Annotated in this window: 19 protein-coding genes; 11 read left to right on the plus strand and 8 right to left on the minus strand. The window is 66.2% G+C overall.

The window, feature by feature from the left end:
* Positions 1-121 precede the first annotated feature (121 nt).
* Positions 122-3,595, minus strand: a complete 3,474-nt coding sequence (locus GPJ75_RS09640; protein ID WP_163267474.1) for an indolepyruvate ferredoxin oxidoreductase family protein — start codon at positions 3,593-3,595, stop codon at positions 122-124.
* 489 nt (positions 3,596-4,084) lie between these two features.
* Here GPJ75_RS09640 and GPJ75_RS09645 point away from each other — a divergent pair, with 489 nt between their 5' ends.
* Both GPJ75_RS09645 and GPJ75_RS09650 read left to right on the plus strand, forming a co-directional pair.
* Positions 4,085-4,696, plus strand: a complete 612-nt coding sequence (locus GPJ75_RS09645) for a TRAP transporter small permease subunit (protein WP_163267476.1) — start codon at positions 4,085-4,087, stop codon at positions 4,694-4,696.
* The gene (locus tag GPJ75_RS09650; protein WP_163267478.1) at positions 4,689-6,479 is read left to right on the plus strand and encodes a TRAP transporter large permease; all 1,791 of its coding nucleotides are present in this window, start codon (positions 4,689-4,691) and stop codon (positions 6,477-6,479) included. The genes GPJ75_RS09645 and GPJ75_RS09650 overlap by 8 nt, the downstream gene beginning before the upstream one ends.
* A gap of 78 nt (positions 6,480-6,557) precedes the next feature.
* Here the strand turns inward: GPJ75_RS09650 and GPJ75_RS09655 are convergent, their stop codons facing one another.
* Entirely contained in the window at positions 6,558-7,664 is a 1,107-nt protein-coding gene (locus tag GPJ75_RS09655; RefSeq protein ID WP_163267480.1) for a TRAP transporter substrate-binding protein, read from the minus strand.
* Positions 7,665-7,953: 289 nt separating this feature from the next.
* Between GPJ75_RS09655 and GPJ75_RS09660 the strand changes: the two genes are divergently transcribed.
* The gene (locus GPJ75_RS09660) at positions 7,954-8,724 is read left to right on the plus strand and encodes a gamma-glutamyl-gamma-aminobutyrate hydrolase family protein (RefSeq protein ID WP_163267773.1); all 771 of its coding nucleotides are present in this window, start codon (positions 7,954-7,956) and stop codon (positions 8,722-8,724) included.
* 5 nt (positions 8,725-8,729) lie between these two features.
* Here GPJ75_RS09660 and GPJ75_RS09665 read toward each other — a convergent pair whose 3' ends face one another.
* The 3 genes from GPJ75_RS09665 to GPJ75_RS09675 all read right to left on the minus strand — a co-directional run bounded on the left by GPJ75_RS09665 (position 8,730) and on the right by GPJ75_RS09675 (position 11,180).
* Positions 8,730-9,116, minus strand: a complete 387-nt coding sequence (locus tag GPJ75_RS09665) for a hypothetical protein (RefSeq protein WP_163267482.1) — start codon at positions 9,114-9,116, stop codon at positions 8,730-8,732.
* A 105-nt stretch (positions 9,117-9,221) separates the two neighbouring features.
* The gene (locus GPJ75_RS09670; protein WP_425483132.1) at positions 9,222-10,205 is read right to left on the minus strand and encodes a 2-hydroxyacid dehydrogenase; all 984 of its coding nucleotides are present in this window, start codon (positions 10,203-10,205) and stop codon (positions 9,222-9,224) included.
* A 144-nt stretch (positions 10,206-10,349) separates the two neighbouring features.
* Positions 10,350-11,180: a hypothetical protein gene (locus tag GPJ75_RS09675; protein ID WP_163267486.1), complete on the minus strand. Its 831-nt coding sequence runs from the start codon at positions 11,178-11,180 to the stop codon at positions 10,350-10,352.
* 606 nt (positions 11,181-11,786) lie between these two features.
* Between GPJ75_RS09675 and xylB the strand changes: the two genes are divergently transcribed.
* The 3 genes from xylB to GPJ75_RS09690 all read left to right on the plus strand — a co-directional run bounded on the left by xylB (position 11,787) and on the right by GPJ75_RS09690 (position 15,161).
* A complete protein-coding gene (xylB, locus tag GPJ75_RS09680; RefSeq protein WP_163267488.1) occupies positions 11,787-13,241 on the plus strand; it encodes a xylulokinase in 1,455 nt (484 codons plus the stop codon).
* On the plus strand, positions 13,238-14,548 hold the full coding sequence (xylA, locus tag GPJ75_RS09685; protein WP_163267490.1) for a xylose isomerase: 1,311 nt from the start codon (positions 13,238-13,240) through the stop codon (positions 14,546-14,548). Before xylB ends, xylA begins: the two co-directional genes overlap by 4 nt.
* Positions 14,549-14,930: 382 nt before the next feature.
* Positions 14,931-15,161: a hypothetical protein gene (locus tag GPJ75_RS09690; RefSeq protein ID WP_163267492.1), complete on the plus strand. Its 231-nt coding sequence runs from the start codon at positions 14,931-14,933 to the stop codon at positions 15,159-15,161.
* A gap of 14 nt (positions 15,162-15,175) precedes the next feature.
* Here GPJ75_RS09690 and GPJ75_RS09695 read toward each other — a convergent pair whose 3' ends face one another.
* Complete coding sequence (locus GPJ75_RS09695) at positions 15,176-15,973, minus strand: IclR family transcriptional regulator domain-containing protein (RefSeq protein WP_246249000.1); 798 nt, start codon at positions 15,971-15,973, stop codon at positions 15,176-15,178.
* A gap of 58 nt (positions 15,974-16,031) precedes the next feature.
* On the opposite strand from GPJ75_RS09695, the gene GPJ75_RS09700 reads away from it, so the two are divergent.
* Genes GPJ75_RS09700 through pcaF form a run of 3 tightly spaced genes read left to right on the plus strand, consistent with a single transcriptional unit; the run spans position 16,032 to position 18,887 of the window.
* Positions 16,032-16,886, plus strand: coding sequence for a CoA transferase subunit A (locus GPJ75_RS09700; RefSeq protein ID WP_163267494.1), 855 nt, complete (start codon positions 16,032-16,034; stop codon positions 16,884-16,886).
* Entirely contained in the window at positions 16,886-17,689 is an 804-nt protein-coding gene (locus GPJ75_RS09705; protein WP_163267496.1) for a CoA-transferase subunit beta, read from the plus strand. Before GPJ75_RS09700 ends, GPJ75_RS09705 begins: the two co-directional genes overlap by 1 nt.
* The gene (pcaF, locus tag GPJ75_RS09710; RefSeq protein ID WP_163267498.1) at positions 17,682-18,887 is read left to right on the plus strand and encodes a 3-oxoadipyl-CoA thiolase; all 1,206 of its coding nucleotides are present in this window, start codon (positions 17,682-17,684) and stop codon (positions 18,885-18,887) included. Before GPJ75_RS09705 ends, pcaF begins: the two co-directional genes overlap by 8 nt.
* On the opposite strand, the gene GPJ75_RS09715 is transcribed toward pcaF, so the two are convergent.
* Entirely contained in the window at positions 18,884-19,276 is a 393-nt protein-coding gene (locus GPJ75_RS09715; RefSeq protein ID WP_246249001.1) for a type II toxin-antitoxin system VapC family toxin, read from the minus strand. The two genes, pcaF and GPJ75_RS09715, sit on opposite strands and share 4 nt — an antisense overlap.
* 11 nt (positions 19,277-19,287) lie before the next feature.
* Positions 19,288-19,548 (minus strand): antitoxin, encoded by a 261-nt coding sequence (locus tag GPJ75_RS09720; protein ID WP_163267502.1) that lies wholly within the window; start codon positions 19,546-19,548, stop codon positions 19,288-19,290.
* A gap of 143 nt (positions 19,549-19,691) precedes the next feature.
* Between GPJ75_RS09720 and GPJ75_RS09725 the strand changes: the two genes are divergently transcribed.
* Both GPJ75_RS09725 and GPJ75_RS09730 read left to right on the plus strand, forming a co-directional pair.
* Entirely contained in the window at positions 19,692-19,952 is a 261-nt protein-coding gene (locus GPJ75_RS09725) for a type II toxin-antitoxin system RelB/DinJ family antitoxin (RefSeq protein WP_163267504.1), read from the plus strand.
* Positions 19,953-20,225 carry a type II toxin-antitoxin system YafQ family toxin gene (locus GPJ75_RS09730; protein ID WP_163267506.1) on the plus strand — a complete coding sequence of 91 codons (273 nt, stop codon included), beginning with the start codon at positions 19,953-19,955 and terminating at the stop codon, positions 20,223-20,225.
* Positions 20,226-20,227: the final 2 nt, after the last annotated feature.

Genomic DNA, 20,227 nt, shown 5'->3' on the forward strand with positions numbered 1-20,227 from the left:
TCAGGAACATTCGTTTTGCTTGTACTCACAGCATGAACCCGTTGGCCGGGCTCACCAATGGCACAACCGAATTAAGAAAGCTTTATAGCTGATAACATTAGTGATTCCGCCGTGCGCGCCGTCACTCGGCAGCCTCGAGAAGCGGGTCCGGGTCCGTCTTCCTGAGGCGGGCGATGAGGCGGGTGCGCTCTTCGGCTGCTTTCTTCGCGTTCGCCTCCTTCACATGGCCGAAACCGCGGATGAGCGCGGGGACCGAGGCCAGCGCGGCGGCCGCTTCCGCGCGTCCGGGGGCAAGTGACGCCTCGATCAGGTCGAGGTCGGCCTCGTATTGAGCAAGAAGCCGGCGTTCCATGCGCCGCTCGGTGGTGCGGCCGAAGGGGTCGAAGACGGTGCCGCGCAGGCGCTTCATGCGCGCGAGCAGGGAGAAAGCCTTGAGCATCCACTGGCCGTAGCGCGCCTTTTTCAGGTGTCCCTCGGCGTCGCGCCGGGCGAAGATCGGCGGCGCGAGGTGGAATTCGAGGCGGTCGTAGTTCTCGAACTCGGCGGCGAGCTGGCGCTGGAAAGCACCGTCGGTGTAGAGGCGGGCGACCTCGTACTCGTCCTTGATGGCCATCAGCTTGAAGAGATTGCGGGCGGCCGCTTCCGTCACCGCGGTGGAGCCGGGAGACACCTTCTCTTCCGCCGCGTGCAGGCGGGCGATGCGGGTGCGATAATGCTCGGCATAGGCCGCGTTCTGGTAAGCGGTGAGGAAATCGGCGCGGCGGGCGATGATCTCGTCGAGCGTGCGGGCGGGCTCTTCGCCGCCCGCGGGCGCGGCGCGGGCGACCAGATCGCTGACGTGGCGCGGCTCGTGCGCGGCGCGGCGGCCCCAGCGGAAGGCGGAGAGGTTCATGGAGACGGCCTGGCCGTTAAGCTCGATCGCCTTTTCGATGGCCTCTGCCGAGACCGGCAGGCCGCCAAACTGGTAGGCCATGCCGAGCATGAACATGTTGGCGCCGATGGAATTGCCGAAGAGCACGGTGGCGGTCTTGGTGGCGTCGAAGAAATGCGCCTTCTCCTCGCCCGCCGCCTCGCGCACGGCCTTCTTCAGCCGCTCTATCGGCAGCGAGAAATCGGCCGAGCGGGCGAAATCGCCCGGCATCACTTCCGCCGTGTTGGCGAGGAACAGGGTGTGCCCTTCACGCACGGTGGAGAGCACCTTGCGCGCGCCGGAGACCACGAGGTCGCAGCCGAGCACCAGATCCGCCTTGCCGGCCGAGACGTGGATGGAGTTGATGTCGGCGGGTGTGCGGGCGATCCTCAAGTGCGAGTAGACGGCGCCGCCCTTCTGGGCCAGTCCCGCCATGTCGATGATGCCCGAACCCTTGCCTTCAAGGTGCGCCGCCATGCCGAGGATGGCACCGATGGTGACCACGCCCGTGCCGCCGATGCCGTCGACGATGCCGGCCCAGCCGCTGTCGAGCGGGAAAAGCTCGGGCTCCGGCACGCCTTCGAGCGGGTCGCCGCCCTCGGCGATGCCCTTCAGCTTCTTCAGTTTCGCCCCATGCACGGTAACGAAGGACGGGCAGAAGCCGTTGACGCAGGAAAAGTCCTTGTTGCAGCTCGACTGGTCGATGCGCCGCTTGCGGCCGAACTCCGTCTCAACAGGCTGCACGGAGACGCAGTTGGATTTCACACCGCAGTCGCCGCAGCCTTCGCAGACGAGCTCGTTGATGATCACCCGCTTGTCCGGGTCGGGATAGGTGCCGCGCTTGCGCCGGCGGCGCTTTTCCGCGGCGCAGGTCTGGTCGTAGATGAGGACGGAGACCCCCTTTACCTCGCGCAGGGTCCGCTGCACCGCATCGAGGTCGTCGCGGTGATGAACGGTGGTGCCGGCGGGGAAGCGCACGACGCCGTCGTATTTCTCCGGCTCGTCGCTGACGACGGCGATGCGCTTCACGCCTTCGGCGCGCACCTGGTCGGCGATCATCTCCATCGTCAGCCCGCCCTCATGCGGCTGACCGCCGGTCATGGCCACGGCGTCGTTGTAGAGGATCTTGTAGGTCATGTTGACGCCGGCGGCGATGGCCGCGCGCAGCGCCAGGGTGCCCGAGTGGTTGTAGGTGCCGTCGCCAAGGTTCTGGAAGAAGTGCTCGCGCGTGGAGAACGGCGCCTGGCCGATCCACTGCGCCCCCTCCCCGCCCATGGCGGTGAAGCCCACCGTGCCGCGGTCCATCCACAGCGCCATGAAGTGGCAGCCGATGCCGCCGCCGGCGATCGAGCCTTCCGGCAGCTGCGTGGAGGTGTTGTGCGGGCAGCCGGAGCAGAAATAGGGCATCCGGGTGGCGACATCCCTGGTGTCGGCCAGCATCGCCTGGAACTGCCGCAACCGGGCGACCCGCGCGGAAATCTCCTCCGAGGGGCCGATGACCTTGAGGATGCGCTCGCCGATGGTGATGGCGATATGGTTGGGGTCGAGCGCGCCCATGGGCCTGAAAAGCCGCTCGTCGCGTTCGTCCTTCTTGCCGATCACCGTCGGCTGCATGGAGGTGCCGTAAAGGTCCTCGCGCACCTGCACCTCGATCAGCGAGCGCTTCTCCTCGACCACGATCACCATTTCGAGGCCGCGCGCGAAATCCTTGATGTGCTCGAGGTCGAGCGGCCAAGGGCAGGCAACCTTGAAGAGCCTCAGCCCCAGCGCGTTGGCGCGCGCCTCGTCTATGCCGAGGTCGGAGAGCGCCTGGCGCACGTCGAGATAGCTGGTGCCGACAGTGATGATGCCGAGCTTCGGGCTGCGCCCGCCCGAAAAGACGATACGGTTGAGCCCGTTTTCGCGCACGAAGGCGGCCGCCGCCGCGCGCTTGTAGTCGTGCAGCCGCTCCTCCTGGCCGAGCTGGTTCACCTCGTGGCGGATGTTGAGGCCTCCCGGCGGCATGTCGATCTCGGGCAGGACGATGCTCAGCCGCTCCAGCGCCACGTCGACGGAGGCCGTCGATTCGATGTTGTCCTTGACGCATTTGATCGCCGTCCAGGTGCCGGCGAAGCGCGACAAGGCATAGCCGTAGAGCCCGTAGTCGATCAGCTCCTGCACGCCGGCCGGGTTGAGGATCGGCACCATGGCGTCGACGAAGGCAAACTCGCTGGCATGGGCCACGGTGGAGGATTCGGCGGCGTGGTCGTCGCCCATCAGCGCCAGCACACCGCCGTGCTTCGACGAACCGGCGAGATTGGCGTGGCGGAAGACGTCGCCCGTGCGGTCGACGCCCGGCCCCTTGCCGTACCAGAGCGCGAAGACGCCGTCGTGCTTGCCCTCGCCCAGAAGCTCGGTCTGCTGCGAGCCCCAGCAGGCGGTGGCCGCCAGCTCCTCGTTGAGGCCGGGCTGGAAGACGACGGAGGACTCGCGCAGTTCGGCCTGCGCTTTCCAGAGCTGCAGGTCGAGGCCGCCGAGCGGCGAGCCGCGATAACCGGAGACGAAGCCGGCCGTATTAAGCCCGGCCTGGCGGTCGCGCTCGCGCTGCATCATCAGCATGCGCACGATGGCCTGGGCACCGGAGACGAATATGCGCTCCTTGGCGAGGTCGTATTTGTCGCTGAGCGAAACCTCGTGAAGCGTCATGAACTTTTTCCTCCTAGAGGAAGCGGGGCTCTGAAACGGTCCGCACCGTCGGACGCGCTTTTATCAATATATAGGTCGCGCGGAAGGTGATTATCCATGCCTGGCCGCATCTGGACTAAAGAGCACGCTCTTCGGAGTCATGCGTTAGTTTTCTCTCGGCTGGCGATGGCGTCAAACGATTTCGAACCTGCGACAATAAAGAGCAAGGCTGCAACCGAATGCCCGTCGGCTTCGACAGAAAATAGCGCGAACGGCGCGCCCCGCGCAGCATTGTTTCGGGCCGCGCTGGGATAATGCGGCGGTTTCGGCGATCCGCTGGGGGTGGAATCGCTGCCGCCGCGCTTCCCTTCGCCGAGCGAAACTGTTAGTTGCGCGCCGGTTTAACGATAGCGGCCGGCCTTAACGGTCGACATTTGCGCCCACGCAATGCAGTGTCGCCAAAAAATGAACCGGTCCGAATGGGCGTCGGGGGAAATCCTGGAGGAGCAAATGGCGGGGCTACTCGGCCTGTCGCGTTTTATCGATCGAATCAATCAGCTCATCGGCAGGCAAGTGTCCTGGCTCATTCTGGTGGCGGTCCTGGTCTCGGCCTACAACGCCATCGTGCGCTTTCTGGGCAACGGCCTGCCGGCCTACCTGCCGATCCCACGTGCCTCCAACGCGCTTCTGGAACTGCAGTGGTATCTCTACGGCACGGTGTTCATGCTGGCCTCGGCCTATACCTTGCTGCGCAACGAGCACATCCGCATCGATATCGTGTCGAGCAAGCTCTCGAAGCGGGTGCGCGATTGGATCGACCTCGTCTGCCACATCTTCTTCCTGCTCCCCTTCGTTTCGCTTCTCGTCTATCTCTCCTGGCCCTGGTTCCTGCGCTCCTTCCGCAGCGGGGAGATGTCCACGAACGCCGGCGGGCTCATCATCTGGCCGGCCAAGTTCATGGTGCTCGCCGGCTTCGTGCTCCTGACGGCCCAGGCACTTTCCGAAATCGTCAAACGCATTGCCGTCATCCGCGGCATCATCGAGGAGCCCAATCCACAGCACGACCTGCACCCGACGGTGGAAGCTGCCATCGAGATCGAGGAAGGGCACGCCCGTGATTGACCTGATCGCCCACAATCTTGCGCCGATCATGTTCACCTGCGTGATGGCGATGCTCCTGATCGGCTATCCGGTGGCCTTCACACTTGCCGCCGGCGGGCTGTTCTTCTTCGTCATAGGCGTGGAGCTATCCTCGGTCTCCAGCGAAATCCGCCTGTTCTGGCCGCTTCTGCAGTCCCATCCCGAGCGCATCTACGGGATCATGTACAACGACACGCTTCTGGCGGTGCCCTTCTTCACCTTCATGGGCCTGATCCTCGAGCGCTCGCGCATGGCGGAAGACCTCCTGGACACGATCGGACAGCTCTTCGGTCCGGTGCGCGGCGGCCTCGCCTATGCCGTTGTGCTGGTCGGCGCGCTTCTGGCGGCCACCACCGGCGTGGTGGCCGCTTCCGTCATCGCCATGGGGCTGATCTCGCTGCCGATCATGATGCGCTACAATTACAATGGCAGCTTCGCCACCGGGGCCATTGCCGCCTCCGGAACGCTGGCGCAGATCGTGCCGCCGTCGCTTGTGCTGATCGTCATGGCGGACCAGCTCGGCCGGTCCGTCGGCGACATGTATGTGGGTGCGCTGCTGCCGGCGCTCATCATTGTCGGCATCTATTGCGTACTGGTTTTCGCCATAACCCTGGTGCGCCCGCAATGGGCTCCCGCCTTGCCACCGGAAATCCGCACGCTCGGCGGCGGCGTGTGGTCGCTGGTCGCTGTGCTGGCGGCGGCGGTGGCCGTCTATCTGGCCACCTACCACACCATCTTCGCCGATATGCGCGGCGAGGTGCGCATGGTCTGGGCAGCGACGACCGCCACGCTGGTCACCCTCGCCTTCAGCCTCGCCAACAGGCACTTCAAGCTCGGCATCCTGTCGCGGCTGGCCGAGCAAGTGGTCATCGTGCTGATCCCGCCGCTGGCGCTCATCTTCCTGGTGCTCGGCACCATCTTCCTCGGCATCGCCACGCCGACGGAGGGCGGCGCCATGGGCGCGGCCGGCGCACTGGTGATGGCGTTGGTCAAGCGACGGCTTACCCTCACCGTGCTCAAGCAGGCGCTCGACGCGACGACAAAGCTTTCGGCATTCGTGATGTTCATCCTGATCGGCGCGCGCGTCTTCGGGCTTACGTTCTACGGCATCAACGGCAATGTGTGGATCGAAGAGCTTTTGCTCAGCCTGCCGGGCGGCGAGACCGGCTTCCTCATAACGGTGACGATCATCGTCTTCATCCTCGGCTGCTTTCTCGATTTCTTCGAGATCGCCTTCATCATGGTGCCGCTCTTGGCGCCGGCGGCCGAGACGCTGGGCATCGACCTGATCTGGTTCGGCGTGATCCTGGGCATCAACCTGCAGACGTCCTTCCTCACCCCGCCATTCGGTTTCTCGCTGTTCTACCTGCGCTCCATCGCACCGATGAAGGCGTGGAAGGACGAGGTTTCGGGCCGCCTGCTGCCGGCCGTCAGGACCGCCGAGATCTATCGCGGCGCCGTGCCTTTCATCATCGTCCAGTTCCTGATGATCCTTCTGGTCATCGCCTTTCCGGGGCTCGTCACCCACTACAAGAGCGAGAATGTCGTCGACCCCAGCGAAGTCGAGATCACCATCCCGACCTTCGGAGACCAGGATGGGCTCGATGGTTCGCCCTTCGGCGCGCCGGCCGACAGGGGGGAGGAGGACGGACAGCAACTGCCGGGTCTCGAGGGTCTGCCGCCGCTCGGCGCGCCCGAGGACGGCGAGGAAGCGCCCTCGGCGCCGCCGGTCGACGACCTCAGCCAGCCGCCGAGCTTCGACTGAGGCGCGTAAACCCATGCATAAATGAAAGACCCCGGAGCACTGCTCCGGGGCCTTTTTTAAATGCTTGCCGCGCGGCGATCAGAGCTTGCCGGCGCGCTGCTGCCGCATCATGAAGGTGTCGAAGGTGTATTCCGTGAGCTGCGCCCACAGATAGGCATCCTTCTTGAAGGCCTGCTGACTGTCGTAGATCTTCTTGAACATCGCGTTCTGCGCGTTGATCTCGTCGTAGGTCTCCATCGAGGCATTGTAGCAGGCCTCGAGGATCTCCTGGCTGAAGGGGCGCAACTCCGCGCCCTCGGCGACGAGCTGCCTGAGTGCTGTTGGGTTCTTGTAGTCGTAGCTCGCCATCATGTCGGCATTGGCGGAGCGGCAGGCGGCGTCGAGGATGGCCTGATAGGCCGGCGGCAGACCCTCCCACTTCTCCTTGTTGACGAGCGCGTGCAGCACCGGGCCGCCTTCCCACCAGCCGGGGTAGTAGTAGTACTTGGCCACCTTGTTGAAGCCGAGCTTGAGATCGTCATAGGGGCCGACCCACTCGGTAGCGTCGATCGTGCCCTTTTCCAGCGCCGGATAGATGTCGCCGCCGGCGATCTGCTGCGGCACCACGCCGAGCTTCTCGATGATCTTGCCGCCCATGCCGCCGATGCGCATCTTCAGGCCGTCGAGATCGGCGAGGGTCTTGATCTCCTTGCGGAACCAGCCGCCCATCTGGGCGCCTGTATTGCCGCAGATGAGCCCGTAAAGGCCCTGGGTGGCGTAGAACTCGTTCATCAGGTCGTTGCCGCCGCCGTAGTAGAACCAGGCGTTCTGCTGGCGGTAGTTGAGACCGAACGGGATGGCCGTTCCGAGCGCGTAGCTGGGATCCTTGCCCCAGTAATAGTAGGAGGCCGTATGGCAAAGTTCGACCGTGCCGCTGGCCGCCGCATCGGCAGCCTGCAGGCCGGGGACGATCTCGCCGGCGGCGAAGACCTGGATCTCGAAATTGCCTTCTGTCGCCTCGTTGACGAACTTAGCCATCGTCTCGGCAGCCCCGAAGATGGTGTCCAGGGCCTTGGGGAAGGACGATGTGCAGCGCCAGGTGATCTTCGGCAGGGACTGGGCGATGGCCGGCGTGGCAAGCGCGGCCGCCCCCGCGGCACCAGCGCCGGCAAGGCCGGCCTTCTTGATGAATGAGCGACGGTCCATAGGTTTTTCCTCCCATTATTTGGATCGTGAGGTTGAGTTGAGTCCGGGCGACCATGCGCATCGCGCACGCCCCCCGAATCCACCGGTATCAATGGCATGCTCGACAGGGCAAGTCTAGCGCCGTACGGCACTGCGAAAGCGGTGGCCCGATCCATCTATCCTCATGGTAAAATGCACGAATCCAGCGTGCCCGATCCGCATCGGGAGGACGGTTGGAAACGGGCGCGCGAGGCGCTACATGTCGGGCAGCCTCCGCGCCGCCGGAGCGCCAGGAAAGGCGGAAGAAACCATGCACCAGCCCCTCGTCGCCGTCTCGACGGATGTGAAGGACTTCGAGAACTACACGTGGCACGCCGCGCCGGAGCAATATCTGGAGGCCGCGTTGTCGGCCGCCGGCGTGCTGCCGGTGCTGGTGCCTTCCTTCGGCGACAGGCTCGATCTCGACGCGCTTCTGGCCGCGGTGGACGGGGTGATGCTGACAGGTTCGAAGTCGAACGTGCATCCCTCCCACTACGGCGGCGAGGCGGGCGAAAGGCACGGCCCCTACGACGAACGCCGCGACGCCACCACGCTGCCGCTCATCCGCAAGGCGATCGAGAAGGGTGTGCCGCTGCTCGCCATCTGCCGTGGCATCCAGGAATTGAACGTCGCGCTGGGCGGGTCGCTCGCCAGCGAAATCCAGGAGCGCGAGGGGGTGCTGGACCACCGGGCGCCGGAGAGCCCCTCCCAGGACGAGCGCTTCGCCATCCGCCACCCGGTGGCCATCAAGCCGGGAGGGTGCCTTGCCGGCGTGTTCGGTGCCGGCGAGATCAAGGTGAACTCGGTGCACCGGCAGGGCGTCGACCGGCTCGGCCCCAACCTCAAGGTGGAGGCGACGGCGCCGGACGGCACGGTCGAGGCGGTGTCGGTGGTCGGCGCGCCGGCCTTCGCCGTCGGCGTGCAATGGCATCCCGAATACTGGGCGGCGAGCGACAGCGCCTCCAAGCGCATCTTCGCGGCCTTCGGGGATGCCGTGCGCGCCCATCGGGCGGCGCGGGAAGGGGCGATCGCCGCCGAGTGAGGCCCTTACTTTACGGTGAGCGCCATCAGCGGGGCGGCGGGGCGGAATGATTCGTAGGCGACGCCGTCGGCTGCGTAAAACTCGGCGATGATGCGGCCGTCCGCCGCTTCGAAGGCGACATCGCCGTCCGCGCCTTCTTGCCAATAGCGCGCTTGGCTCAAGTGCGGCGTAATGAGGATGCAGTCGGCCGCCAGTTCGATCTCCGCGCGACCGCCGGCGGCCTTGCCCTTGGCGATACCGCAGCTCCCCTCGCGCCCGGCGACGCTCAGCCGGTAGTGGCCGGGGCGTTCCTGCATCGAGGAGTCGACCGCCGCGGCCCCTTCGCGGTCGAACGCCACGAAGGGAAGCGCGCCCACTCCCATGACCACCAGTCCGGCAACGACCGATTTCATGTGCTCGTCCCTCTGCCTCAACCCTTTGCCGATGAACGGCAAAAGGGCATCATTGCTAACAAAGGTTAACGCAAGCTTGCCCGGCCGCCCCGCGATCGCCGGCGCCTACCCCCCACTCCGCACATGCGCCGTCTCGGGCACGGGGGTCAGCGCCTCGCCCTTCGTGAACCAGGCGATGATGTTGTCGACCATCAGATCGGCCATGGCCTGGCGGGTATGCACAGAGGCCGAACCGACATGGGGCAGCAGGCAGGCGTTCTCGCGGGCAAGAAGCGCCTCGGGCACGTTCGGCTCGTCGGCGAAGACGTCGAGGCCGGCGGCGAGGATGGTCCCGTTGCCGAGCGCCTCGGCAAGGGCGGCCTCGTCCACTGCGCTGCCGCGGCCGACATTGACGAAGACGCCGTTGGCGCCGAGCGCGGCGAACACCTCGGCATTGATCGCCTTCTCCGTCGCCGCCCCTCCCGGCGCCACCGAGATGAGCGTATCGACGGCCTCAGCGAGGGAAAGAAGGGTCGGATGGTATTCGTAGTCGACGCCTTCGACCTGGCGCCGGTTGTGATAGCTGACGGGCAGGCCGAAAGCCTCGATGCGCCGCGCGATGGCGCGGCCGATGCGCCCCAGGCCGAAGATGCCGACGCTGCGGCCGCGCAGGGTGCCCCGCGTCAGCGGATACGGCCCATCGGCACGCCAGCGCCCGGCGCGCAGCCAGCCTTCGGCTTTCGGCAGTTCGCGCACCGTGTTGATGATGAGGCCGATGGCCGTGTCCGCCACTTCCTCCGTCAGGACATCCGGCGTGTTGGTGACCATGACATTCCTGGTGCCCGCATGGGCCGCGTCCACGCCGTCGTAGCCGACGCCGAAATTGGCGATGATCCGCAGATTGGGGAGCGCGTCGATGAAAGCAGCGTCGATGACCGTCGCCGAGGCGATCCCGGCCACGGACTGCTTCATCTCTTCCGTCAGAAGCGCCGGGTCGGCCTTGTCGATCCTGACAAGCCGGAAACGCTCCTCGATGCGGCCCACCGGATGGGCGGGCATCTTTCCCGGCACGAGGATCGTCGTATCTGCGCGCATCTCACTCATCAGCATCTCCTTGTTCGCTTCGCCCGCACGGTAGGCGCTGGGGAGAGGATTGTGAAGTGGAACCGACGCGCGTCATCCTTACCACGCCCGGATCTTACCCCGTCTGGCTTGTTGGAATGCTCGACTTTCTGAACGCGTCCGCGCCGCGTGTCATGAGGTATCGGGACTCTCCAGCGCGTAGAGGGCCAGCGAATGGGCGTGCGCCAGGATCTCGTCGACCTCGCGGATGTTGCGGGGGCGGATTTCGGACGGGTCGAAGCGGGAGAGCCGGCCGCCGGGCGGCCGGCCGCCGCGCAGCGGTGCGATGCGGCGCGTAAGCCCCAGATCGCGGCGCGCCTTCCAGCGGGCAAAGCGCCTGGCCTGCCCCGGCAGATCGTCAAGGGCGGCGGTGAGTGCGGCCAGCCGCTGGCCAAGACGCGCGGCGCTGACGGGATCGTCGCGCGATGGCGGCTGCGGGAGGGCAGACGGCTCGATGACGCCGGGAAACAGGATGCGCGGGACGGCGCGCGCCGGCCCATGACGGCCGCGGCCCCCTTCGGCAAGCTCAGGGCTCAGAGAAAGCCGCAGCGTGTCGAAGAGCGGCAGGCTCACGCTTCGCGGACGGGCGGGCGCGGCGGCGCGCCTGGCTTCCGCCCTCGCTCTGCGCGCTGCGGCGGACAGGTCGGCGGGCGAGGCCATCACGGCGATGCCGAGGCTGCGCAGGAGCGGCACCGGGCTCACGGGCCTCTGTTTGCGCGGGGGCGGTAGGGAGACGACTAGACCGCGCGCGGCGGCGATGATCAGCCGCCGCGCGGCGGCCTCAGCCGGGCGCAGCAGGCGGAGGATGGCGCGCCAGAGATGGCGGGGCAGGGTCTTTCGCGGCTCGCCTTCGGCCCGCGCCTCAGGATCAGGCCCCACGGCTAGCCCGGCCATGGCCACGAGGGAAGCCACGATGCGCTTCAGCGCCACGCGATCTTGCTCGATTGCCGCACGTCCGTCCATGGCTGCCTCCTCCATTCTCCAGGCGGGATTATCGCACGGGTCGGGAGGGGCGTGAATGGGAATAGGAAAACATTCCTGACAGATGTTGACAGGCATGCGACACGCGCCGGGGGCGAAGGCGCGGTTGCGTGGCGGGATGGATTGGCGTGGCGTGGTGCGGGGGCCCCCTCTCTTGCGATTTCTAAGGCTTAGCTTCGCCAAACCTAAGAAATCGCTTTCTCCCCCACCAAGGGGGAGATAAGGCGGCGCCGATGCTCTTGCCAATCACCAACGTCGGAGATTGGCACAGGCGGTCGTGCAGCGCGCCTATCTCCCCCTTGGTGGGGGAGAAAGCAAATTCTTGGGCTTAGCGAAGCTAAGTCTTAGAATTTGCAAGAGAGGGGGCGCCAGCGCCAGCTTGGCTGATGGCTACGCTATTCATTATAGGGATTGGGCCGGCCCTTGATTCTGACCAGGGGCCCGACCACTCTAACGCCAGAGCCCCATCACCGGCCCCTCGACGATTGCCTTGCGGCGGTGGATATGCATATTTGTTTCGGAGCTCGAAAAAAATGATCGGTGCGCTGTCCGGTCGCTTCGGAGGAAGGCAGCGCGGGAGGAAATTGCATGTATCTCGGTCTCGACCTCGGCACATCCGGGGTGAAGGCGCTCATCATCGACGATGCGCAGAAGGTGGTTGCTTCCGCGACGGGTGCATTGGAGGTCTCGCGGCCGCACGCGGGATGGTCCGAGCAGGACCCGGCGCATTGGATCCGCGCGACGGAAGAGGCGCTGGCGGCGCTTCAAATGTCCCACGGCGAGGCGCTGGCGGCGGTGAAGGGCATCGGCCTTTCGGGCCAGATGCACGGGGCGACGCTGCTGGATGGCACCGACAAGCCCTTGCGGCCCTGCATCCTTTGGAACGACACGCGCAGCCACGAGGAGGCGGCCGCGCTCGACGCCGATCCGCGCTTCCGCAAGATCACCGGCAACATCGTCTTTCCCGGCTTCACGGCGCCGAAGCTCGCCTGGGTGAAGCGCCATGAGCCGGAGATTTTCGCGGCGACGAAGAAGGTGCTCCTGCCCAAGGATTTCCTGCGCCTGTGGCTGACGGGCGAGCATATCTCGGAGATGTCGGATTCGGCCGGCACGGCCTGGCTGGACGTGGAAAAGCGGCGCTGGTCGCCGGACCTGCTGGCGGCGACGGGGCTTGACGAGAACCATATGCCGCGCCTCGTGGAGGGCACGGAGAAGGCCGGCACGCTGCGCCCCACGCTTGCCGGGCGCTGGGGCATGGGCGCGAATGTGACGGTCGCCGGCGGTGCGGGCGACAACGCGGCATCCGCCTGCGGCGCCGGCACGGTGAAGCCGGGGGCGGCGTTCGTCTCGCTCGGCACGTCGGGTGTGCTGTTCGCCGCCAACGGCGCCTATCTGCCCAACCCGGAAAGCGCTGTGCACACGTTTTGTCATGCCCTGCCGGGCACCTGGCATCAGATGGGGGTCATCCTGTCGGCCACCGATTCGCTGAACTGGCTGGCCGGCATTACCGGCGCCGACCCCGCCGAGCTGACGGGCGAACTCGGCGACGAACTGAAGGCGCCCACGGGGGTGACCTTCCTGCCATACCTTTCCGGCGAGCGCACGCCGCACAACGACGCCGTCATCCGCGGCAGCCTCGTTGGCCTGGCGCACCGGAGCGACCGCGCCGCCCTCACCCAGGCCGTGGTGGAGGGCGTCGCCTTCGCCTTCCGCGACAGCCTGGAAGCGCTGAAAAAGGCCGGCACGGAGCTTACCCGCGTCACGGCGATCGGCGGCGGCTCGCGCTCTTCCTACTGGCTGAAGGCCATCGCCACCGCGCTTGAACTGCCTGTCGACGTGCCGGCCGAGGGCGATTTCGGCGCCGCCTTCGGCGCGGCGCGCCTCGGCCTCATCGCCGCGGAGGGCGCCGACCCGCTCTCCGTCTGCACGCCGCCGGCGGTCTCCACCACCGTGGAGCCCGACGCGGCACTGACACCAGCCTATGGGGCGGCCTACCGCCGCTACCGCGATCTCTACCCAGCGATACGAGGAGTCTCATCGTGAGCACAGGATTTTTCGGCGATATCAAGCCGGTCGCCTATGAAGGGCCGGACAGCGACAACCCGCTGGCCTTCCGCCACTACAACCCGAATGAGGAGGTGCTGGGCAAGCGCCTGGAGGACCATCTGCGCTTTGCCGTGTGCTACTGGCACACCTTCGTCTGGCCGGGCAACGACCCCTTCGGCGGCCAGACCTTCGAGCGGCCGTGGTTCGGCGAGACCATGGAGAAGGCGAAGCTGAAGGCGGACGTGGCCTTCGAGATGTTCCAGATCCTCGGTGTGCCCTTCTTCACCTTCCACGACCACGACGTGCGGCCGGAGGGCGAGACCTATTCGGAAAGCGTCTCGCGCCTCAACGAGATGGCCGACTACTTGGAGCGGAAGATAGAGAACGGCGGGCCGAAGCTCCTGTGGGGCACGGCGAACCTCTTCTCCAACCGCCGCTTTATGGCGGGCGCGGCCACCAACCCGGACCCGGACGTCTTTGCCTATGCTGCCGCAACGGTGAAGGCCTGCATGGACGTGACCAAGCGGCTGAATGGCCAGAACTACGTGCTGTGGGGCGGACGCGAGGGCTATGAGACGCTGCTCAACACGGATATGGGCCGCGAGATGGACCAGCTCGGCCGGTTCCTCTCCATGGTGGTCGACTACAAGCACAAAATAGGTTTCGAAGGCACGATCCTCATCGAGCCGAAGCCGCAGGAGCCGACGAAGCACCAGTACGATTACGACGTGGCCACCGTCTACGGCTTCCTGAAGCGCTACGGGCTGGAAGGCGAGGTGAAGGTGAATATCGAGCAGGGGCACGCGATCCTCGCCGGCCACTCCTTCGAGCACGAGCTGGCGCTGGCGGCGAGCCTCGGCATCCTCGGCTCCATCGACATGAACCGCAACGACTATCAGTCGGGCTGGGACACCGACCAGTTTCCCAACAACGCGCCCGAGGCGGCCCTTGCCTACTACCACGTGCTGCAGGCGGGCGGCTTTTCCACCGGCGGCACCAATTTCGACGCCAAGCTGCGCCGCCAGTCGCTCGACCCGGAGGACCTGATCGCCGCCCATGTCGGCGGCATGGACGTGTGCGCGCGCGGCCTGAAAGCGGCAGCCCGCATGATCGAGGACAAGGCGCTGAGCGGGCCGCTGGAAGAGCGCTATGCCGGCTGGCAGGGTGCGGAGGCAAAGGCAATGCTGAAAGGCGAGCGCACGCTGGAAGAGGTTGCCGAGCGCGTGGCGCGCGAGGGGCTCGACCCGCAGCCGGTGTCGGGGCGGCAGGAGAAGCTGGAGAATATCGTCAACCGGTACGTTTGAGGGGATGGGGGCCTCCCTTCTATCCTCCCAGACATCTCCCCCATGTGGCAGGGGCTATCGCATGTGGATAGAGTCCTTGTTCGGCTTCGCCGGACCCCCACCCTCAATCCCTCCCCTCAAGGGGGAGGGAGGCAGGCTGAGCGCGCCATCGTCCCCCTCCCCCTTGAAGGGAGGGGTGAGGGGTGGGGGTCAAACAGACCTGCACGAAAACCATATGCGATAGCCCTGCCCCCTGGGGCGCGAAGGGCGCCCGCCTCTCCGTGGGCCCCTCCCCTCCCCCTGCAGCCTATTTGTCTATAATCCGTCGTCAAATCTTCATCCGAGCGCCTTCATCCAGTCAGGATTGAAAGGCATGAATCATGTCGTGACCCGGAGGCTTAGGATGACTGCTGATAAGAGAGTGGACGCGGAGATCGACGCGCTTTTGGGGCGTGACGAGACGACATCCGTTATCGACACGCTATTGGCCATGCCTCGCGTAGAAGCGGCCAACGACCCTGACGGTTCGTGGGAGAGGGTCCTGCATGCCCGCCTCCAGGCACGGCTTGCCCGCAAGATGCGGCGGGTGCTCGAAGAGGCACCGGACCGAAAGGGCTCCAGGAGCGCCGCGTGACGGCGCCGGGCGCCCTATTGCAGTGCCAGAAAATCCTCGATTTTTGCAGCAGCCTCGATAAGCGGCGGCAGGATGGTCCGGCGCATCTCGTCGCACGAGAAGCGCGCCGACTGCGTGGAGACGTTGAGGGCGGCGACGATAGCGCCCGTTCTGGCGCGCACCGGCACGGCAATCGACCGCAATCCCAATTCGAGTTCCTCGTCGACGATGGCGTAGCCTTCCCGCCGGGCCTCGGCCACGCGGGCCGCCAGCGCCTGCCGGTCCGTCACCGTCTTGAGCGTGTTGGCGCGGATCGTCGCCTTTTCCAGAAAACGGGCGAGTTCGGCCGGATCCAGGTCTGAGAGGAGCACCCGGCCCATCGATGTGCAGTAGGCCGGCAGCCGCGCCCCGACCGCCAGTGACACGGAGACGATGCGCCGCCCCGCCACGCGGGCGACATAGACGACGTCCTCGCCTTCGAGCACGGCCGCCGAGCAGGATTCGCCGAGCGCCTGCGAGACCTCGCGCATGATCGGCTCCGCATAGGCCCATAGCGAGGAGCCGCCGAGCCAGGCGCGGGTGAGCGACAGGAGCTTTGCCGAGAGGAGGAAATGCCGCCCTTCCTGGCGGGCATAGCCTTCCGCCACCAGGGTGAGCAGCAGCCGGCGGGCGCCGGCGCGCGTCAGCCCCGCCGCCTCCGCCACCTCGGTGAGGCGCAGGCCGGAGGGGGCGGCGGCGAGGATCTCGATCACGGAGAGGCCCTTGGCCAGCGATCCGACGAGATCGCGGGGGGCGAGTGCCGCGCTTTGCATTGACTCGGGTCGGTTGTCCATCTATTCCTGTATCGCATATAAAACTTATGTTCGCAATACGAACATCTGGAGGAGGCGCATGGCACGTTTCATGCCGCTCGACGCGGCGGTTCGCGAGAACCTCAAGGACGGCGATACCGCCGCCTTCGAAGGCTTCACGCACCTGATCCCCACCGCCGCCGCCCACGAGGCGATCCGCCAGGGCTTCAGGGACCTGACGCTGATCCGCATGACGCCGGACGTGGTCTACGACCAGATGATCGGCATGGGGATGGCGGGGAAGCTCATCTTCTCCTATGCCGGCAACCCCGGCGTCGGGCTTCTGCGCCGGCTGCGCGATGCGGTGGAGAACGGCTGGCCGCGCGCCGTCGCGATCGAGGAGCATTCCCACGCCGCCATGGCCAACGCCTACGAGGCGGGCGCGGCGGGCCTGCCCTGCGCCGTCTTCCGCGGCTATCGGGGGGCCGAGCTGGCGAGGGTCAACCCGAACATCAAGAGCATCATCTGCCCCTTCACCGGCGAGGAGCTGGCCGCCGTGCCGGCGGTGCGGCCGGACGTGACCTTCATCCACGCGCAGAAGGCCGACAGGAAGGGCAATGTGCTGGTGGAAGGCATTGTCGGCATCCAGAAGGAGGCGGTGCTGGCGGCGGAGCGCGCCGTTGTGACGGTGGAAGAGGTGGTGGAGGATTTCTCCGACCTCCATCCCAATCTCTGCGTGCTGCCGCATTGGACGGTGACGGCGGTCTCGGTGGTGCCCGGCGGGGCGCATCCCTCCTATACCCACGGCTATTACGCGCGCGACAATGCCGCCTATCTGGAATGGGACGCGGTGGCCGCCGACCGGGAGCGCTTTCGCGAATGGATGGAGGAGAACGTGATGAAGGCCGGGCCGGACGACTTCGCCGCGCGCGTGGCCGGGCTGAGGGCGGCGTGATGGGCGACTTCACACCCAACGAGATGATGACCATCGCCGCCTCGCGGGCACTGACCGGCGAGGACGTATGCTTCGTCGGCATCGGCGCGCCGTCCGCCGCCTGCAACGTCGCCCGCCTGACGCACGCGCCCGACATCACGCTGATCTACGAATCGGGCACCATCGGCACGGCGCCCGACGTCTTGCCGCTGTCGATCGGCGATGGCGAATTGTGCGACACCGCGCTCACCACCGTGCCGGTGCCGGAGATGTTCCGCTACTGGCTGCAGGGCGGGCGCATCACCATCGGCTTCCTGGGCGCGGCCCAGCTCGACAAATACGGCAACATCAACACCACCGTCGTCGGCGACTACGAGAAGCCGAAGGTGCGGCTGCCCGGCGGCGGCGGCGCACCGGAGATCGCCACCTCGTCGGGCGAGGTCTATATCACCATGGCGCAGTCGAAGCGCGGCATGGTCGAAAGAATAGACTTCTACACCTCCTTCGGCCATGGCGAGGGCGGCGACCACAGGAAGAGGCTCGGCATCGAGACGAAGGGGCCGACGCTGCTCATCACCGACCTTGCCATCTGGAAGCCGGACCCGGAGACGAAGGAGTTCACGGTGGTCTCGCTGCATCCGGGGGTGACGCGCGAGATGGTGCAGGAAACCTGCGGGTGGAAGGTGAAATTCGCCGAAAAGCTGGAGGAAACGCCGCCGCCGACCGCGCTCGAACTATCGACGCTGCGCGACCTGAAAGCCCGCACCGACGCCGCGCACAAGGGTGGCGGCCCGGCTGCGAAGAGAGGATCGAAGGATGGCTGAAGCCTATATCTGCGACTATGTGCGCACACCCATCGGCCGCTTCGGCGGCGTGCTCTCCACCGTCCGCGCCGACGACCTCGCCGCCGCCCCGCTGAAGGCGCTCATGGAGCGCAACGGAGGCGTCGACTGGGATGCGGTGGACGACGTGATCTACGGCTGCGCCAACCAGGCGGGCGAGGACAACCGCAACGTCGCCCGCATGGCGGCCCTCCTTGCGGGTCTACCCGTGGTGGTGCCGGGGACCACCATCAACCGCCTGTGCGGCTCGGGCATGGATGCGGTGGCGACCGCCGCGCGCGCCATCAAGGCCGGCGAGGCGGAGCTGATGATCGCCGGCGGCGTGGAATCCATGAGCCGCGCGCCCTTCGTCATGCCCAAGGCTGAAGCCGCCTTTTCGCGCAACGCGGAGATCTACGACACCACCATCGGCTGGCGCTTCGTCAACCAGCTGATGAAGAGACAGTACGGCGTCGATTCCATGCCGGAGACGGGCGAGAACGTGGCCGAGGACCTCGGTGTCAGCCGCGCCGACCAGGACGCCTTCGCCGTGCGCAGCCAGGACAAGGCCGTGGCGGCGCAGGAGAACGGGCGGCTGGGCAAGGAGATCGTCCCCGTCACCATCCCCCAGCGCAAGGGCGAGCCGGTGCTCGTCGACAAGGACGAGCACCCCCGCCCCGGCACGACGGTGGAGAAGCTTTCCAAGCTTCCCGCCCCCTTCCGCGAGGGCGGCACGGTAACGGCGGGCAATGCTTCCGGCGTCAACGACGGCGCCGCCGCCCTCATCATCGCTTCCGAGGCCGCCGCGAGGCAGCACGGCCTGACGCCCATCGCCCGTATCCTCGGCGGTGCCGCCGCCGGCGTCCCCCCGCGCATCATGGGCATGGGGCCGGCCCCCGCCACGAAGAAACTGTGCGCGCGGCTCGGGCTCACGCCTGCCGATTTCGACGTGATCGAACTCAACGAGGCCTTCGCCTCGCAAGGCATCGCCGTGCTGCGCGCGCTCGGCATCCCCGAGGATGCCCCGCACGTGAACCCCAATGGCGGCGCCATCGCGCTGGGCCATCCCCTCGGCATGTCCGGCGCCCGTATCTCCGGCACGGCGGCGCTGGAGCTGAAGGAGCGCGGCGCAAGGCTGGCGCTTGCCACCATGTGCATCGGCGTTGGCCAGGGCATCGCGCTGGCGCTGGAGCGGGTTTAGGCCTCGAGCCAGTTCTCGACCTGAAGGCCCGGCACGAAGCGGAAGGCGCGGTCGCTGGTCACCAGCGTCGCGCCGACTTCCAAAGCGTGGGCGGCTATCAGCATGTCGAGCGGCTGGAGCGCCCGTCCCTGACGTCGCAGCTCCGCTCGCATCTCACCGTAGCGCTCCCCCACGTCCGAGGCCCACGGGAGTATCTCAACCATGCGGAACAGTGCCGTGGCCGCGGCGGCGAGCCGGGTTGCCTCGGGTCGTTGAGCCAAGCCGTACCTGGTTTCGCCGTATGTGACTGCGGAGACGCAGAGTTCCGGTTTCACGCGAACGGTTATCCGCCGATCCAACTCGGAACTGCGGCCATGCATGAACGCGTTCACCGCATTGGTGTCGAGCATGAAGCGCGGCCTCATGCGAGCGGATCGTCCCGCTCATGAAGGCCTTGCTCACGATCCTCCATGAATCCCTCCAGTTCCTCGGGAGGTATCTGGTTGCGCAGCTTGAGAAATCTGTCCCATGACCTCGCCCGCTCTGGCTTTGGCGAGAGAACGACATCCCCCGTCGTGGGATCACGCCGGATTTCCACCTCGTCGCCCTCGAAGCGGAACTCCGCCGGGAGGCGCACGGCCTGGCTCCGACCGTTCATGAAGAGCTTCGCGGTCTGGGGCATGGGCGCCTCCATCGAAGAGGATGGTATATATCATGATATATATCATCTCCGAAAGAATGGGACAAGGCGCTCTCCCGGCACAGATCTATCGTTGCAAATGTAGCCGCTTGTAGCTACATTGTGGTTTACAAAGGAGACATCGCATGGCTACCGACACTGTGGTTCGCGCGAGAATCGATGCCGAAACGAAGAAGGAGGCCGCGGCCGCGCTTGCGGAGATGGGCTTGTCCGTTTCCGACTATATTCGCATGGCCCTCGTCCGTGTTGCACGCGACAAGGCGGTGCCTTTTCCGGTGAAGGTGCCGAATGCGCTTACTGCCGAGACCCTGCGCAAGAGTGAGCGGGGCGAGGATGTGCACACTGCCAAGGATGCCGACGATCTATTCAAGCAGTTGGGCATCTGAGTGCGGACACCGCACTACTCGGGACAATTCCGTCGAGACGCGAAGCGTATGCAGAAGCGTGGCAAGGATATGGTGAAGCTGCGCCGGATCATGACATTGCTGATTGACGACGAGCCACTTCCCGCGCAGCTTCGCGATCACCCGCTCAAGGGCGAGTGGAATGGGCGGCGAGACCTGCATATCGAGCCGGACTGGCTTCTGATCTACAAGGCAGATGCCACGATGGTGCTATTCGAGCGCACCGGCACCCATTCCGACCTGTTCAAGGAATAGCC

The organism is Chelativorans alearensis, assembly GCF_010993735.1.
Taxonomy (GTDB): domain Bacteria; phylum Pseudomonadota; class Alphaproteobacteria; order Rhizobiales; family Rhizobiaceae; genus Chelativorans; species Chelativorans alearense.

Coding starts and splice junctions, on each gene's coding strand:
- GPJ75_RS09670 (WP_425483132.1), bottom strand. CDS start 10,205: ATGCTGATGAGTGAGATGCGCGCAGATACGACGATCCTCGTGCCGGGA.
- GPJ75_RS09700 (WP_163267494.1), top strand. CDS start 16,032: ATGGCACGTTTCATGCCGCTCGACGCGGCGGTTCGCGAGAACCTCAAG.
- GPJ75_RS09705 (WP_163267496.1), top strand. CDS start 16,886: ATGGGCGACTTCACACCCAACGAGATGATGACCATCGCCGCCTCGCGG.
- GPJ75_RS09725 (WP_163267504.1), top strand. CDS start 19,692: ATGGCTACCGACACTGTGGTTCGCGCGAGAATCGATGCCGAAACGAAG.
- GPJ75_RS09720 (WP_163267502.1), bottom strand. CDS start 19,548: ATGCCCCAGACCGCGAAGCTCTTCATGAACGGTCGGAGCCAGGCCGTG.
- pcaF (WP_163267498.1), top strand. CDS start 17,682: ATGGCTGAAGCCTATATCTGCGACTATGTGCGCACACCCATCGGCCGC.
- GPJ75_RS09645 (WP_163267476.1), top strand. CDS start 4,085: ATGGCGGGGCTACTCGGCCTGTCGCGTTTTATCGATCGAATCAATCAG.
- GPJ75_RS09665 (WP_163267482.1), bottom strand. CDS start 9,116: ATGAAATCGGTCGTTGCCGGACTGGTGGTCATGGGAGTGGGCGCGCTT.
- xylB (WP_163267488.1), top strand. CDS start 11,787: ATGTATCTCGGTCTCGACCTCGGCACATCCGGGGTGAAGGCGCTCATC.
- GPJ75_RS09690 (WP_163267492.1), top strand. CDS start 14,931: ATGACTGCTGATAAGAGAGTGGACGCGGAGATCGACGCGCTTTTGGGG.
- GPJ75_RS09655 (WP_163267480.1), bottom strand. CDS start 7,664: ATGGACCGTCGCTCATTCATCAAGAAGGCCGGCCTTGCCGGCGCTGGT.
- GPJ75_RS09695 (WP_246249000.1), bottom strand. CDS start 15,973: ATGGACAACCGACCCGAGTCAATGCAAAGCGCGGCACTCGCCCCCCGC.
- GPJ75_RS09715 (WP_246249001.1), bottom strand. CDS start 19,276: ATGCTCGACACCAATGCGGTGAACGCGTTCATGCATGGCCGCAGTTCC.
- GPJ75_RS09660 (WP_163267773.1), top strand. CDS start 7,954: ATGCACCAGCCCCTCGTCGCCGTCTCGACGGATGTGAAGGACTTCGAG.
- GPJ75_RS09640 (WP_163267474.1), bottom strand. CDS start 3,595: ATGACGCTTCACGAGGTTTCGCTCAGCGACAAATACGACCTCGCCAAG.
- GPJ75_RS09675 (WP_163267486.1), bottom strand. CDS start 11,180: ATGGACGGACGTGCGGCAATCGAGCAAGATCGCGTGGCGCTGAAGCGC.